Raw genomic sequence first — 14,390 nt, forward strand, 5'->3', positions numbered from 1 at the left:
GCACGGCCATCAACCTCCCTCTTCTTGGTGGAGCAAAGCCCAAACCGCCCGGGCGGCCGCCGGAAAAGAGGTAACCACGTGGATTTTCCCTCTGACCTCCTCAGGGGCCGGCAGGCCGTACCTATTGAGCCAGACCACCCGCAGGCCCGCCTGCAGACCGCCGGCAAGGTCGGTGCGGGGCGAGTCCCCCACAAACACTCCCGCAGCGGGCGCCAGGTGCAAGGCGCTGAGGGCGCGGTGGAAAATGGCCGGGTCGGGCTTGGCACCGCCGCCATCGCCGGAAAAAAAGAGGTTGCGCCCGGGAAAGTATACCTTAAGGCCCAGCCGCCTGAGCTTGGCCACCTGGAAGGGGCGGGTGCCGTTGCTCACCACCCCCAGGATTACGCCCGCCGCCCGCAGTTCCTCCAGCAGCGGGCGTACACCTGGGAAAGGCGCCAGCGCGGCAAAGAAGGCACGCAGCCAGGTGCCGCTCAGCTCGCGGCCGAAATGAGGACTCAAACGGGCCTGCCCGGCCCGGCATGCGGCGAAGGTGCGGGTCAAAACCTCCTCCAGGGCTGCGCGCGGGTCCCCGGGGCTGCTCTCCCTCTTCAGGTAGTGAAAATATGCCTGCCAGAAGGCCGCCTGAAGCGCCGGGAGGTGCTCGTCCGGGCAGCCCAGCTCTTCCTGTGCCCGGGCCAGGGTTGCTTTAAGGGCCACGGCGGCGCAGCCCGGGAAATCGTACAGGGTGCCGTCCAGGTCAAAGAAGACAAACGGCCGTTTCATCGCCGTCCGGGAGCCAGCCCCAGCAGCTGGTAGATGCGGCCCATGTTAAGGTGCGGCCGCACCAGGGTCGCCAGGCGGTCATACTTCTCGGCGCGCTCCCGGCGGGGATCGGCCCCCTGCCCCTTGAGGGGGGCAAGCCCGCGGCGCCGGCGCAGGTGATTCACGAAAGCGCGCCGGAAATTCCGGTTGTGAAAGATGTCGTGCAGGTAGGTACCCAGGACCCGGCCGTCGGCCGCCATGGCTCCCGCCGTGAGGTCCGGCGGGCCGGTTGCCGCCTCGAGCTGCAGCCACACCCGCCCGCCCGGGAGAAGCCGGGTCACGCCCATGTGGATCTCATAACCCTCCACCTGCTCGCCCTGGATGGCGGACAGGAAGCCTGCTTCGGCCGTCACCGTGCCCCGGACGCGGACCACCCGCTTTTCTTCGGCAAACTCGGTGACCACGTTGAGCAGCCCCAGCCCGTGCGTTTCCGGCTCGGCGGACTCGACCCCTTTGGGGTCAAGGATCCACTGCCCCAGCATCTGGTAGCCGCCGCAGATCCCCACCACCGGCACGCCCCGCGCGGCCAGGGCCTGAATCTCGCGCTCATACCCCGCTTCCCGGAGGTAGCGCAGGTCGGCCACCGTGCTCTTGCTCCCCGGCAGGATCACGGCATCGGGTGCCCCGATACTCTCACCGGCGCGTACGTAGCGCAGGTGCACGCCCTCCTCCTCTTCCAGCGGGTCAAAATCGGTGAAGTTGGCGATGTGAGGCAGCTGCACCACGGCGATGGAGACCGCCCCGGTCTTTTCCTGGCCTGCTGGGCGCTCCGCCAGGGCCACGGAGTCCTCCTCTTCCACCAGGTGTTCCGGCAAGAAGGGGATCACCCCCAGCACCGGCTTACCTGTGCGCTCTTCCAGGAAAGCCAGACCCGGCTGCAGCAGTCCCAGGTCGCCACGGAACTTGTTGACAATAAACCCCGCCACCCGTTCCCTTTCCGCTGGCTCCAGGAGTTCCAGGGTGCCGATGTACGCCGCGAAAAGGCCACCGCGGTCCACGTCGCCCACCAAGAGGACGGGCGCGTTGGCCAGCGCCGCGGTCGGCATGTTGGCGATGTCGCGTTCCTTGAGGTTGATTTCCGCCGGGCTGCCGGCTCCTTCAATCACCACGATGTCGAAGCGCTGCAGGAGGTCGGCCAGGGCTTCCTTCACCGTGGGCAGCACAGTGGGGAGATAAGCATCCCGGTACTCGCGGGCGCCGAGATGCCCCACCGGCCGCCCGAGCAGCACCACCTGGGCGATGCAGTCGGCGCTGGGCTTGAGCAGGATGGGGTTCATCACCGCCTCCGCTTCGATCCCGGCGGCCTCGGCCTGGACGCCCTGAGCGCGCCCAATCTCGCGCCCGTCCGGCGTCACGTAAGAATTGAGGGACATGTTCTGCGCCTTAAAGGGTGCCACGCGCCAGCCGTCCTGGTGAAAGATACGGCATAGAGCGGTGGCGATCACGCTTTTACCTACACTGGAGCCGGTCCCCTGCACCATAATGGCTTTACCCACTGAATTCCCTCCCTGCCTGAAAAAAACGGAGCAGCCCGGCGGCCTGCACCGCCTGGGCGTATTCGCCGCAGGTGGGCACCGGCAGCAGCACCCGTGCCGGTTGCCGGGCGCGGCAAAAGAAGTGGATCAATTCCGCGCCCCCTTGCCTCGTTTAGCGGTAGGCCGCGGCGACCAGCAGGAACACCAGCTCCGCTGCCTGGTTCACCGCTCCGTAAACGTCACCGGTCAGGCCTCCCAGGCGGGCGGCCACCGCGCGGGCGAACAGCCCGGCGGCCAGGAGAGCGCCTGTGGCGGCCAGGAGGACGGGGACAAAACCCTGCCGCAACCCCGGCCAGAGCCAGTAAGCGCAAATGAAGAGCAGGCCGGTTAAAAGGAACGAACGCCCCACCTCCGGCCGCCCGGCCTGCAGGGCGTAACCGCGGCCCAGGCCCGGGCCGCTCCGGGCGTAACCGTGGAGGGAGATGGCCGGGACCATGGCCTGGCGGCCCACCACCGGGAAAAAGAAGAGGACGTACGGGCGCAGCGGGCCGGCCGCTTCGCAGAGGAACGCGAACTCAAGGAGCAGGGTGAGAGCCAGGGCCGTGGCTCCATGGGCACCGATGCGGCTGTCGCGCATAATCTCGAGGACGCGCTCCCGGTCCTTGTGGCTGAAGAGCCCGTCACAGGTGTCGGCCAGACCGTCCAGGTGGAGGCCGCCGTTTACGTACACCGCGGCCGCCAGCACCAGGGCGGAGCGCGCCGCAGTGGTAAAGAACCTCCCGGCTGCGGCATCCACAGCCACCAGCAGCGCCCCCACCACGGCGCCCACCAGGGGAAAGAAACAGGTAGAGTGTCCCAGGTCCGCCGCGCCCGGCGGCAGGGAGGTAAAGCGGGGGCAGGGGAGAATGGTGAGCAGGGTCAGGGCGTCACAGAAGGCGTTCCAAATGCGGCGCACGGGAGGCTCTCCTTTCAACGGGGCAGCGTTAGAGCAAAGAGACAAGAGACGAGGATGCCCGTTCCCGGGGCCAGCCAGGCAGCCGGGCGCACCACGGCCTTGAACAGGGTGACCACCTCACTTCAACCGCAGCGGCAGGCCGGAAAAAAGCACGTACACCTCGTCCGCCGCCGCTGCGAAGCACTGGTTGCTTTTTCCCACCAGATCCCGGAAGAGCCGGCTGAGCGGGTTATCCGGCACCAGGCCCAGGCCCACCTCGTTGGAGACAAGCACCACGTCTGCCGCAACCTCGCGGGTGAGCGCCGCCGTGGCCTGGGCGTAGGCGAGGAGTTCGGCCAGGATGCTCTCCGCCCGGGCGGCATCGGCCAAAGCCTCCCCGTCTAGGCCGGCCCTCTCCAGCAGGTGGTTCGTGAGCCAGAGCGTCAGGCAGTCCACCAGGAGGAGCCTGTCCGGGCTGCCGTAGCGCCTGAGGGCCTCTTCCAGCCGGAAGGGTTCTTCCACCGTCTCCCAATCGGCCGGACGGCGGCGCCGGTGGGCGGCGATGCGCCGGCGTGTTTCCTCGTCCACCACCGGGGAGGTGGCGATGTACACCACCTTCTTGCCGCTGTCCCGCGCGTAGCCCTCGGCAAAGGTGCTCTTGCCGCTGCGTGCCCCGCCGGTAACAAAGATCACCTTGCCTGCCGGTTGCGCTGTTGGCCCCTTCCTTCCTCGGCGGCCGCGCCGGCTTAGAGGGCGCCCACCGATTCGTTCTCCTCCGCTGGGAGGCCGGGACCTGCCCGCCGCTGCTCGGCCCCGGTCGGCTGCTACCGTAATGAAAGGCCTCCCCTGGAGACGGGAGACGATGACGTTGCAGCCGTAGACCTGCCGGATGTTCGGACCGGTCAGCACCTCCGCCACCGGCCCCAGGGCCACAATCCGTCCCTGGGCCAGAAGGAGGCACTTGGTAAAGTACTGCGCTGCCAGGTTGAGGTCGTGCAGGACGGCGATGATGGTCAGCCCCTGTTCCAGGCTCAGGCGCTCCAGGAGGCCGAGGATCTCCACCTCATAGGTCAGGTCCAGGTGCGAGGTGGGCTCGTCCAGCAGGAGTACCTGGGGTTCCTGGGCCAAAGCGCGGGCAATCACCACCCGCTGGCATTCCCCCCCGCTCAAGGTGGATACCGGCCGGTCTGCCAGGTGCAGGGTCGCGGTGAGTTCCATGGCCCGGTGCACGATCTCCAGGTCCCGGTCGCTCTCGCGCTGGAAGGCGCGCAGGTGGGGCTGCCGCCCCATCAGCACCACCTCCGCCACGCTAAAGTCGAAATCAACGCCGGTCTCCTGCGGCACCACCGCCAGGCGCTGCGCCACTTCCCGGGCCGTGTACGTGAGCATGTTGCGGCCGGCGAGCAGCACAGTGCCCGCCTGTGGGCGCAGGGCCCGGCTGATGCAGCGCAGAAGGGTGGACTTGCCGGATCCGTTCGGGCCGGCTATGGCCAGCATCTCGCCCGGTGCCACGCGCAAGGTTACCCCCGCCAGGGCCGGCGCCGCATTGTAGCTGTACGTTACCCCGTGGATGTCCAGCAAAGCTTCCGCCATGGTACCACCTGCCTAATTAAACAAACGCAGCTTCTTGCGGTTGCGCAGGATGTACAGGAAAAAGGGCCCGCCGCTCAAGGCCGTGATCAGCCCCACCGGCAGCTCGGTCGGGGCGATGATGGTGCGGGCCAGGGTGTCCGCGGCCACCAGGAGTGCCGCCCCGGCCAGGGCGGAGGCGGGGATTAAGTAGCGGTGGTCCGGCCCGCCCAGGAGGCGCAGCGCGTGGGGCACGACCAGCCCGACAAACCCGATCAGGCCGCTTACGGCGACGGCCGTGGCCGTAAGCAGTGCCGCCCCCGCCAGGAGCAGTTTTTTCGCCCGTTCCACCTCCACGCCCAGGTGCAGGGCTGTGTCTTCTCCGAGGAGCAGCGCGTTCAGCTCGCGGGCGTGCACGAGGATCACGGCGGTGCCCAGGGCGAAGTAGGGCAGAGCCAGGCGCACCTTGGACCAGTCGGCGCCCTCAAAGCCGCCCATCAGCCAGAACACCACCTGGTGCAGCCGCTGGCCGGCGAAGTACACCAGGAGGGAAACCAGCGCCGAAAGAAAGGAGCCCACGGCAATGCCGGCCAGGAGCAGGGTGAGGAGTGAAACGGCGTTGCCCACCCGCCCCAGCTGGTAAACCACCGCCACTGTGCCCAGGGCCCCGGTGAAGGCCAGGAGGGGCACCGCGCCCACGTCCAGAAAACGAAAGTTCAGCGCCAAGAGCAGCGCCAGCGTGGCCCCCAGGGCGGCGCCGGAGGAAACGCCGATCACGTAGGGGTCGGCCATGGGGTTGCGGAACAAGGCCTGGAAGGTGGCCCCGGCAACGGCCAGCGCCGCGCCCACCAGGGCCGCCAGCGCTACGCGCGGCAGCCGCAGCTCCCAGATGATGGCCCGGTTCACGGCCGACTGGGCTGCAGCCGGGGTGTGCACCGGTCCTAGGGCACGCAGCAGCTCGGCCGGGGAAATGTCCGCGGCGCCCACACACACCGCCACCAACGCCGCAGCGGCCAGTACCGCCAGCAGCGCCAGGACGAGTGCCCGTTCCCGCCGCCTTTTGCTCCGCAGCACCGGTAAAGTCCCGCCGCCGGGCTCCGGCGTGTCCCATTCCCTGGCGTGCGAGGGCTTCTGCGGCGCCCTGCGCCGGGCCGTCTCCATACCGGCTACCTCCCTGCCCTTGTGAGTGTGCTCCCGCCCGGTTCTTACTTTGCGAACAGCTCCGGGTGAATTAGGCGGGCCAGCTCCTCCAGCGCCTCGGCCACCCGGGGGCCGGGGCGGGAGATCAGGTCGGCGTCAATGCCGTACAGGCGGCTGTCTTTCACGGCGCTCACTTGCGCCCAGCCGCGCCGTGCCTTTATCTGTTCCACCGTCAAAGCGGCTGTACCGTGAAACTGCGGGAAGATCATCACCTGTGGGTTACGCTTGATGATGGCCTCGGCGCTGAACTTAGGGTAGTCGGTGTCCGCGTCCTGAGCAATGTTGCGCCCGCCCGCCAGCACAATCAACTGCCCGATGAATGTCTTCGGCCCGGCGGACATAAGAGGATCCGAGTACACCTCGTAGTACACCCGGGGCCGCTCCTCCTGCGGAATGTTCTCCACCCGGGTCTTAACTTTTGCGATGCGCGCCTGCATCTCAGCCGCCAGTTGGTCCGCCTTGTCCTTTACACCGGCAGCCCGGCCTACCCAGGCGATGCTTCTCATCACCTGATCCACGGTGCGCGGCAGCACTACGGCCACCGGGATACCCAAATCCTCGAGCTGCCGCACCGCCTGTTCGTGCATGTCGGTGGCCAGGACCAGGTCCGGCTTCAGCGCCACCACCTTTTCCACACTCGGTTGGGAAAAGCTGCCGATCTTGGCTACCTGCGCCGCCTCCGGCGGGTAGTCGCTGTACTCGTCCACTCCCACCACCTTGGGTCCCAGGCCGAGGGCGAAGAGGATTTCCGTGTTGCCGGGCGAGAGGGAAACGAGCCGCACCGGCGGTGCCGGCAGGGTGACTTGCCTGCCCATGTCATCGGTAAAGGTGAAAGGGAATTGAGCATCGGCGGGTGCGGCCGCCTGGGTGCCGCCCTGCGCTGGTTGTGCCGCCGGGGCGCAGCCGGCGAGCAGGATGCTACAAAGCACCGCCGCCGCCACAACGACAGTGCCGATCCGAGCGATCCTGCTTAACGGCAGGCTCCTCTTTCTGGCTCTCGGGGCCATGTTTCTCCTCCTCTCGCCGCCGGCCTGGCAGCCCGGGCTTTGTCCACCGCTTAACCTAAAAAGAAACCCCGGCGGCCAGCCGGGGACTCTTCACGAAGCGCTGTGGGAGGCCGGGCCTCCCAGCCATGGCGTGAACCCCTTCCCCTCGAAGGCCGGTACCACGTACACACCGACAGGCAGGTCTCCTGACTTCCGGATCATCATCGAGCGGCGCCTTCCCGTTCTCCGCGCGCGCAGCCTTCGAACAGTGGCCTTTGCCGGCGACTTCCCGGTTACAGTGGCGGGGCCGTTCAGGACTTACACCTGATTCCCTCTTGTGCCCTGCGGGCACCTGTCTGGAAATATGCTGTTTGGCTCTATTATACCGGAAAAGCGCTTGGAAGCAAATACTTTATTTTCCTACGCTTGGCGAGCAAGCGACGCCCGGCCGCGCGGATGCCCTTGCAAAACTCGTAAGAGTGGGGTATAATAAGAACACCGAGCGGAAGTAGCTCAGCGGTAGAGCATCGGCTTCCCAAGCCGAGGGTCGCGGGTTCGAATCCCGTTTTCCGCTCCAGATTTGATAAGGGTTTCAGGGTTCAGGGTTTACTGCAGTAGTCTGGATCCTGGTTGGGTGAATAAAAAACCCGCAGGGGAGCGGTGGTTCCCTGCGGGTTGGCTGTGGTGGGCTGCTTCCTCTTAGGGATGGGAGGGAGCCCTTTTCTTTTTCCCCGGTTCAGGAGAGGCAGGCCGTTCTTAGGCTTAAGGACTCGTTGAGGACCTGCCCAAGGCCGGGTTGTTTTTCACCGCCTGCTTCAGGGCCGCAGGCAGGACCCGCTCTTGCTTTGCCTTTTATCTACGGTGCCGGAAGGAACTGCGCCCCTGCATAGAGAAAGAGAACAGGGGGGGTGGAGAAATGTACAGGGTCAAGGTTACGGTGGAGTCCATCGCCGGGGAGTGCGCGGCCGGCTGCCGGATAGGCGACGTGTTCTATTACGAAGACGGGAGCATCACGGTGGCAGACGCGCGGACCAGACTCTGCGCGTACGGCCTGGCCGCCGTCATACCTTACCTGGCCGCGTACTGCCGCCGGGGCGAGGCGGGCGACTGGATCGGCGGCATCGAACGCCTTGCCTGCCCCGACCCGGCGAATAACGTGGTGTTCCGGCTGGAACGGAGCGAAGCCTAGGTTGCCAGGGGTAAAAGGCCCCGGGGTTCATGCCCCGGGCCTTCTTTTTATATTTTCACAAGGCACTGGCTTTGACGCCGGCTGCCAGTTGGGGAAGATACTTCCTGGACAAGCAGCGGCTTTTATGGCATCATTTTCTAGTGCAGTCCAAACAGCAAGGAGATGGACAAAATGAAGGTACGACTGCAGTTCCGCTCCCTTACCTTAAGGCTGACCGTAATCCTTCTGGTACTTACGCTCGTTCCGCTCGCTGCCCTGACGCAGGTGGTATCACGGCAAGTGAACCAGGTCATGATCGACCAGACGCTGCAGCAGTTCGACCGGCTGGCGCTACAGGAAGAACTGTTCCTCCAGCAGTACATCCGCGACCGCCAGAAAGAAGTAGCCATTATGGCCGAAAGCGCGGACATCAAGTCTCTGGATCCGAAGCGGGCCCACGACTATTTCAAGCGCTTCCTCGGGGCTACCGATGCCTATGAGACGCTCAACCTGATAGATACCAAGGGTACGGCTATCATCAACAGTAGTGGTACCAACGGCCTCAACTTTGCCGACCGCCCCCATTTCAAACAGGCCCTGCAGGGAAAAGCCGGTCTCAACGACATGGTGATGTCTAAAACCACCGGCTCTCCGGTGTTTGTGGTTTCGGCCCCGGTGAAAAATGACCAAGGACAGGTCGTCGCCGTGGTCTCCGGCACCGTCACAACCGGGGTGCTGCAGCAAAGCCTGCTGAATAACCGGCTCGGTGCGACGGGGAAAGCCTTCCTGGTCAACAAGGGCGGGTACTACCTGACCCTGCCGCCCGGAAAAGCCACCAGTGTCATCCTCAAAGAGAAGCTCGCAGGCAGCGTGAGCGAAAAGATCGAGCAGGGGCAGGAGGGTGCCGGGCTTTATACCGACGACAGCGGCAAGCAGGTGCTGGGCGCCTACCGCACAGTGCAGCACGACCTGGGTTGGTACCTGGTGATGGAACAGGACAGGGACGAAGCCCTCAGCCACAACCAGGCCCTGACCCGTTTCCTTTGGGGGACCACCATCTTTGTCAGCCTGCTGGTCGCGCTGGTGGCCGTTGCCGTTTCGCGCCGCATTGTCCGGCCCATCGGGGGACTGGTGCGCGGGGCCGAGCAGATTGCGGCCGGGGACCTCACTGCTACGGTTGCGGCTAAGTCCCAGGACGAGATCGGGCGCTTGGCACAAGCGTTCGCCGGCATGAGCACCTCGCTCAAGGAGCTCATTCGCAAAGTGGCGGATACCGCCCAGAATGTGGCGGCGTCTTCGGAGGAGTTGAGCGCTTCCACCGCCGATGCCGAGAAGGCGGTGCAGCAGGTGGCGGCTACCACCCAGGATATGGCTCAGAGCACTAGTGACCAGGCCGCCGCAGCGCAAAAAGCGGCGGGGATGGTTAGCGAGATCGCCGGCGCCATAACCAGTGCGCGCGAGCAAATCGAAAAGCTTGCCCGCAGCGCCGACCAGCTGCGGGGCCTGGCCGACCAGGGGACCAAGACCATTGCAGCCCAAAGCGAGAAGATGCGCGAGAACGCCGACTCAGCCGAGCGGGTGGCCGAGGCCGTCCACCAGCTGGCGAGCCAGGCCCAGGACGTGGGCCAGATCCTCGCCACCATCGCCAGCATAGCGGAGCAAACCAACCTTTTAGCCCTCAACGCAGCCATCGAAGCGGCCCGGGCGGGGGAAGCCGGCCGCGGCTTCGCCGTGGTGGCCGAAGAGGTCCGCAAGCTGGCCGAGGGCTCCAGCCAGGCCACCGAAGAGATCGGCCGGATTGTGCAAAACATCCAGGCTGGTGCCGAGGCGGCAGTGGCGGAGATGGACCGGGCGAAAGACATCGTTGTTGCCCAAGACGCGGCCACCCGCGACAGCAGCCAGGCCTTCCACGCCATCGCGGCGGCGGTGAACCAGATGGACGAGAGTATTAAACAGGTTGCGATCTTTGCCGAGCAGGTGGAGGGCAACGCCAAGAGCATTACCGAGACGGTGGAGTCCATCTCCAGCGCCGCCCAGGAGAACGCAGCGGCCACCGAAGAGTTGGCGGCCAGCAGTGAGGAACAAAACGCCAGCATGGAGCAGATAGCAGGCGCGGCTGAGGCCCTGGCGGGGCTTGCTCAGGAACTGCAGGCGGCGGTGGCGCGGTTTAAGCTGTAACTCAGGCTGCCAGAGACCGGCTGTGCCGGCGCGGGAGAGCTACAAGAAAAGAGGGTGGGCACAAAACCCACCCTCTTTTGCTTTGCGTGTACGGAAACTGTAGCCTTAGTACCCGGCGGCCAGGGCGGCATCGATGCGGGGCCGGTCGAAACCGATGATGATCTCCCCGTTGATGTCCAGCACCGGTACGCCCTGCTGGCCGGATTTGCGGATCATCTCCATGGCGGCGGCGTAATCGCGGCTGACATCGACGTCCGTAAAGGGAATGTTGCGCTCGGCGAGGTAGCGCTTGGCGGCCCGGCAGTACGGGCAGGTCGGCGTGCTGTAAACAGTCACTGACATGTGAATTCTCCTCCTTTTCACTGTCGAGTTATCTTGCTTTTTAATACCCCCCATACCCTAAGGGGGGTATCATCAAGTCACATTTTACTCCTGCCTGGTGCAGTTGTCAAGGGTATTTGTTAAGCTCACCACTCCAGCCCAGCCGGGGAGGTGTCCTGCGGGCGGGCGTGCGCCGCTGGCACCATACCCTGCGCGGCCGCATATCCTGGTAGAGAAATCGGATCCAGCAACAAATAAGGAGGCTGCTGGTATGCCTGAAGATGCTAAGGCGCAGACCCTGCAGCAGCTACAGCTGGCGCGGGCTTATGTGCCCTTTCAAATCTTTACCACGCGCCTGGAGCCCCTGGAGGGTTTGCGGCGCGGTACTATCTTTCCTGAGCTTTACATGCCCTATCGCCCCCGGGAGAGGGGGAGTGCCGAATGATGCTTGAGCAGACGCAGATGTTGGTGCAGATCATGGCCCTGGAGTTCACGGCCGTGGATTTTAACCTCTACCTCGATACGCACCCCGACGACCAACGCGCGCTCATGGACTACAACAGCGTCGTACAGGAACTCGCCGTCCTGAAGGACCAGTACCAGCGGCGCTTCGGCCCGCTGACCAACTTCGGTTACGCGTCCAGCCAGTACCCCTGGGCCTGGGTGACGGAGCCCTGGCCGTGGGAAGTGGCGTTCTAAGGCGCCGCACCCGTTAAGGAGGAATAAGCGCATGTGGGTGTATGAAAAAAAGCTAGAGTACCCGGCCCGGGTGAGCGGCCCGAACCCGCGCCTGGCGAAGGATATTATCACGCAGTATGGCGGACCCGACGGAGAATTGGCGGCCTCGCTGCGCTACCTGACGCAGCGCTACAGCATGCCGCTGGGCCAGGCCAAGGCGGTGCTCACCGATATCGGCACGGAAGAGCTGGCGCACATGGAGATTGTCGCCACCTTGGTCTACAACCTCATCCGCGATGCCAGCATTCAAGAGATCCGCGCTGCGGGCATGGATGATTACTATGCCGACCATGACAAGGCCCTGTACTTTGTCAATGCCGCCGGCGCCCCCTGGACGGCGAGTTACATTCAGTCCAAGGGTGACCCGGTGACCGACCTGCACGAGGACATGGCGGCGGAGCAGAAGGCCCGCTCCACCTACGAGTACCTGATCCAGCTGTCCGACGACCCGCTGGTCACCGAGACCCTGAGCTTCCTGCGCGAGCGCGAAGTGGTGCACTACCAGCGCTTTGGCGAGATGCTGCAACTGGTGTATCAGTGGCAGGGCAGCCGTCACATCTTCTAATCGGTCGCACTAGGAGCAATTACCTCAATTGTACAAGAATGTATACAAACTGCCGGTACGCCGGCAGTTTCTTTTTGGGCGGGACTGGAACTTTTCCCCTCGCCTCGTCGTCTATCGAGGTGAAACCGGCAAAGCAGCCCGTAACCCGAAGGTGCAGCTGTAGGGTAAAAGAAAGGAGGAATTCGCCTCTGGCCTACCGCCCGGAAAGGCTGTGGAAGACGAAGGAAAACATAAGAAAAAGGAGGAAGACTGCATGGCACGCAGGTTGCTTGCCATACTTATCAGCGCCATTGTTATATTGACGACGGTTGCCCCGGCGTTCGCCGCGCCGGCGCCGAAGGTGAGCCTGGAGGAGGCGGTGGCGGCGGCTAAAACTGCCTTCACCATCCCGCCTGCCTTTACCGAGTTCAGCTCCAGTTTTTCCAGCTACGGGGGCCGGCCGCGCTGGGAGCTCAGGTGGAACGCTCCATCGGGCAGTGCCACTCCCGGCAGCATGAACGTTGCAGTGGACGCTACCACCAAAGACATCCTGGAGATGCACACCTGGCAAGAGGACCGCGAGCCCAGAGCGCCCCTCCCCAAGCACAGCCGGGCCGAGGCGGAGAAGGTGGCCCGGGAGTTCGCTAAGAAGCTCCAGCCCCGCTTTGCCGAAACCCGGCCGGCACCGGAGCCGGATACTTCGCCGTACTGGGGGGGCTGGGTGGGCCAGTATACCTTCGTCTTTGAGCGCGTGGTGAACGGCGTACCCTTTGCCCAGAACGGGATCAGGGTCGAGGTGAACGCCAACACCCTCCAAGTGGTGGACTATTCCTTCAATTGGGACTATGAGCAGGAGTTTCCGGCGCCGGACAAGGCCATCGCTGTAGCCAAAGCGCAGGCAGCCCTTCTGGGTAAGGCGGCACCACGCCTGGTGTACTTCCGCCCCTCCGGCGACGGGGAGCAAGAACGGCCGGTCCTGCTCGTTTATGACGCCCCGTACGCCGGCCGCTACGGGGTGGACGCCTTAAGCGGCGAGGTCATCTCACTCGAGCCCTACTACTACCCCATGGGTAAGGGCGACCTGGGCGGGGGCGAGCCGCAGCGCGCGGCCAGCTATGTTAAGGAGGTGCCCCTCACCCCGGCGGAGCAGGCCGAGGTAAAAGAACTGGCCGGTTTCCTCTCCCAGGAAGAAGCCCTGGCCAAGGCGCAGGCCGCCGTTCAGGTGCCGGCCGGCTTTAAGTTTGAGAGCGCTTCCCTCAATAAGAACTGGGAGTACCCCAGCCAAAGACAGTGGACCTTCAGCTGGACACTGGCCCCCAAAGATCCGGACACTAAGAACGGGCACCTCAACGTAAGCGTTGACGCCCGCACCGGTGAGCTCGTCTCCTTCAGCCGTTACATCTTTGACCCGGCGCAGCAGAAAAAAGAGCCGGTGGTCAAGTATAGTGAAGAGCAGGCGAAAAAACTCGCCGCCGCCTTCATCGCCGGGCTCCAGCCTGAGCGTTTTGCGGCCTGTCAAGAGGAACCCAAGGAGCCCCCGGTGCCCCTCCCGGTGGTAAAGAAGCTCCCCGAGCCCCGCTCCTACTCTTTCCAGTGGGCGCGCAGCGTGAACGGCATCCCCTTCCCGCAGCAGGGCTTTGGGGTTACGGTAGACGCCGCTTCCGGCGAGATAACCTCCTACCGCATGACCTGGGCCGACCTCAGCTTCCCGGCGCCGGAGGGGCTCATCGGGCAGGCTGAGGCCAATGAAGCCCTCCTGGCCCAGAGCCCGCTTACGCTGGAATATGTAACAGTTCCCGTCCCGGATCTGCGGCCGGGCGCGGATAAGGCGCCGGTACGCCTGGTGTACCGCCAGCGCGGCGCGGGGGACGCCCGCCGCTTCGACGCGAAGACCGGTGTAGCGCTGGACTGGAACGGCAACCCCCTGCGGAAGGAAAAGCCGGCCGCCTTCAACGACATCGCCGGCCACCCGGCGGAGGGCGATATCGAGCTTTTGGCCGAACGGCAGATTGTCACCGGCACGCCCGACGGTAAGTTCCACCCGGACGAGTCCAGCACCCAGGCCGCCTACCTGGTGATGCTGCTTCGGGCCACAGGGTTTCAGCCGCGCGAGCAGGAGGCGGACGGGACGTGGTACGAACCTTACGAACGGGAAGCGCGCCGCCGCGGCCTCCTCAAGGAAGGGGAAACCTTCACCGCCGCCCGGACCTTAACCCGTGAGCAGACCGCCGTCTGGACGGTACGAGCTTTGAACCAGGACCGCGTGGCTTCCCTGCGCGGCATCTGGCAGGTGCCGGCCAAGGACGCCGCGGCCATCAAGTACCCGGGCCACGTCGCCCTCTACCTGGGCCAGGACCTGGACCCCGACCGGCAGGAGCTCTTCCGCCCCGCCGCTTCGCTCACCCGCGCCCAGGCCGCCCAGGGCATCGTGCGCTTCCTGCGCCTGCCGCGCTCGTAAAGTCCCCAGCCTTACAGC

At 65.0% G+C, this 14,390-nt stretch carries 14 protein-coding genes, 1 tRNA gene and 1 riboswitch; of the genes, 7 read left to right on the top strand and 8 right to left on the bottom strand.

Annotated elements, in window-relative coordinates:
• Positions 1–9: 9 nt before the first annotated feature.
• The 7 genes from K5554_RS03330 to K5554_RS03360 form a co-directional block, all read right to left on the bottom strand.
• On the bottom strand, positions 10–762 hold the full coding sequence (locus K5554_RS03330) for an HAD family hydrolase (RefSeq protein WP_221039730.1): 753 nt from the start codon (positions 760–762) through the stop codon (positions 10–12).
• Positions 759–2,297, bottom strand: a complete 1,539-nt coding sequence (locus K5554_RS03335; RefSeq protein ID WP_221039731.1) for a cobyric acid synthase — start codon at positions 2,295–2,297, stop codon at positions 759–761. Before K5554_RS03335 ends, K5554_RS03330 begins: the two co-directional genes overlap by 4 nt.
• Positions 2,290–2,427, bottom strand: a complete 138-nt coding sequence (locus K5554_RS03340) for a hypothetical protein (protein WP_221039732.1) — start codon at positions 2,425–2,427, stop codon at positions 2,290–2,292. Before K5554_RS03340 ends, K5554_RS03335 begins: the two co-directional genes overlap by 8 nt.
• 21 nt (positions 2,428–2,448) lie before the next feature.
• Positions 2,449–3,231, bottom strand: coding sequence for an adenosylcobinamide-GDP ribazoletransferase (cobS, locus tag K5554_RS03345; RefSeq protein WP_221039733.1), 783 nt, complete (start codon positions 3,229–3,231; stop codon positions 2,449–2,451).
• A 117-nt stretch (positions 3,232–3,348) separates the two neighbouring features.
• Positions 3,349–4,803 carry a bifunctional adenosylcobinamide kinase/adenosylcobinamide-phosphate guanylyltransferase gene (gene cobU / locus K5554_RS03350; protein ID WP_221039734.1) on the bottom strand — a complete coding sequence of 485 codons (1,455 nt, stop codon included), beginning with the start codon at positions 4,801–4,803 and terminating at the stop codon, positions 3,349–3,351.
• Between the two features lie 12 nt (positions 4,804–4,815).
• Positions 4,816–5,940, bottom strand: coding sequence for an iron ABC transporter permease (locus K5554_RS03355; RefSeq protein ID WP_255565487.1), 1,125 nt, complete (start codon positions 5,938–5,940; stop codon positions 4,816–4,818).
• A gap of 44 nt (positions 5,941–5,984) precedes the next feature.
• Entirely contained in the window at positions 5,985–6,986 is a 1,002-nt protein-coding gene (locus tag K5554_RS03360; protein ID WP_221039735.1) for an ABC transporter substrate-binding protein, read from the bottom strand.
• 157 nt (positions 6,987–7,143) lie between these two features.
• Positions 7,144–7,336: riboswitch (cobalamin riboswitch) on the bottom strand.
• A gap of 131 nt (positions 7,337–7,467) precedes the next feature.
• On the opposite strand from K5554_RS03360, the gene K5554_RS03365 reads away from it, so the two are divergent.
• The 3 genes from K5554_RS03365 (at position 7,468) to K5554_RS03375 (ending at position 10,311) form a co-directional block, all read left to right on the top strand.
• Positions 7,468–7,542, top strand: a tRNA-Gly gene (locus K5554_RS03365).
• 339 nt (positions 7,543–7,881) lie between these two features.
• A complete protein-coding gene (locus K5554_RS03370) occupies positions 7,882–8,154 on the top strand; it encodes a TIGR04076 family protein (RefSeq protein WP_221039736.1) in 273 nt (90 codons plus the stop codon).
• 171 nt (positions 8,155–8,325) lie between these two features.
• Positions 8,326–10,311, top strand: coding sequence for a methyl-accepting chemotaxis protein (locus tag K5554_RS03375; RefSeq protein WP_221039737.1), 1,986 nt, complete (start codon positions 8,326–8,328; stop codon positions 10,309–10,311).
• Positions 10,312–10,416: 105 nt separating this feature from the next.
• Here K5554_RS03375 and K5554_RS03380 read toward each other — a convergent pair whose 3' ends face one another.
• The gene (locus tag K5554_RS03380) at positions 10,417–10,653 is read right to left on the bottom strand and encodes a glutaredoxin domain-containing protein (RefSeq protein WP_221039738.1); all 237 of its coding nucleotides are present in this window, start codon (positions 10,651–10,653) and stop codon (positions 10,417–10,419) included.
• Between the two features lie 250 nt (positions 10,654–10,903).
• Between K5554_RS03380 and K5554_RS03385 the strand changes: the two genes are divergently transcribed.
• The 4 genes from K5554_RS03385 to K5554_RS03400 all read left to right on the top strand — a co-directional run bounded on the left by K5554_RS03385 (position 10,904) and on the right by K5554_RS03400 (position 14,372).
• Positions 10,904–11,077: a spore coat associated protein CotJA gene (locus K5554_RS03385; protein WP_221039739.1), complete on the top strand. Its 174-nt coding sequence runs from the start codon at positions 10,904–10,906 to the stop codon at positions 11,075–11,077.
• Complete coding sequence (locus K5554_RS03390; RefSeq protein WP_221039740.1) at positions 11,074–11,331, top strand: spore coat protein CotJB; 258 nt, start codon at positions 11,074–11,076, stop codon at positions 11,329–11,331. The genes K5554_RS03385 and K5554_RS03390 overlap by 4 nt, the downstream gene beginning before the upstream one ends.
• Before the next feature lie 31 nt (positions 11,332–11,362).
• The gene (locus K5554_RS03395; protein ID WP_221039741.1) at positions 11,363–11,935 is read left to right on the top strand and encodes a manganese catalase family protein; all 573 of its coding nucleotides are present in this window, start codon (positions 11,363–11,365) and stop codon (positions 11,933–11,935) included.
• Between the two features lie 253 nt (positions 11,936–12,188).
• Positions 12,189–14,372: a YcdB/YcdC domain-containing protein gene (locus K5554_RS03400; RefSeq protein ID WP_221039742.1), complete on the top strand. Its 2,184-nt coding sequence runs from the start codon at positions 12,189–12,191 to the stop codon at positions 14,370–14,372.
• Positions 14,373–14,390 lie beyond the last annotated feature (18 nt).

Source organism: Gelria sp. Kuro-4, from assembly GCF_019668485.1.
Lineage (GTDB): Bacteria > Bacillota > DTU030 > DUMP01 > DUMP01 > DUMP01.

Excerpts from the sequence above, each read along its gene's own strand:
- K5554_RS03395 (WP_221039741.1), top strand. The coding sequence starts at position 11,363 with ATGTGGGTGTATGAAAAAAAGCTAGAGTACCCGGCCCGGGTGAGCGGC.
- K5554_RS03375 (WP_221039737.1), top strand. The coding sequence starts at position 8,326 with ATGAAGGTACGACTGCAGTTCCGCTCCCTTACCTTAAGGCTGACCGTA.
- K5554_RS03360 (WP_221039735.1), bottom strand. The coding sequence starts at position 6,986 with ATGGCCCCGAGAGCCAGAAAGAGGAGCCTGCCGTTAAGCAGGATCGCT.
- K5554_RS03390 (WP_221039740.1), top strand. The coding sequence starts at position 11,074 with ATGATGCTTGAGCAGACGCAGATGTTGGTGCAGATCATGGCCCTGGAG.
- cobU (WP_221039734.1), bottom strand. The coding sequence starts at position 4,803 with ATGGCGGAAGCTTTGCTGGACATCCACGGGGTAACGTACAGCTACAAT.
- K5554_RS03370 (WP_221039736.1), top strand. The coding sequence starts at position 7,882 with ATGTACAGGGTCAAGGTTACGGTGGAGTCCATCGCCGGGGAGTGCGCG.
- K5554_RS03355 (WP_255565487.1), bottom strand. The coding sequence starts at position 5,940 with ATGGAGACGGCCCGGCGCAGGGCGCCGCAGAAGCCCTCGCACGCCAGG.
- K5554_RS03330 (WP_221039730.1), bottom strand. The coding sequence starts at position 762 with ATGAAACGGCCGTTTGTCTTCTTTGACCTGGACGGCACCCTGTACGAT.
- K5554_RS03400 (WP_221039742.1), top strand. The coding sequence starts at position 12,189 with ATGGCACGCAGGTTGCTTGCCATACTTATCAGCGCCATTGTTATATTG.
- K5554_RS03385 (WP_221039739.1), top strand. The coding sequence starts at position 10,904 with ATGCCTGAAGATGCTAAGGCGCAGACCCTGCAGCAGCTACAGCTGGCG.
- K5554_RS03380 (WP_221039738.1), bottom strand. The coding sequence starts at position 10,653 with ATGTCAGTGACTGTTTACAGCACGCCGACCTGCCCGTACTGCCGGGCC.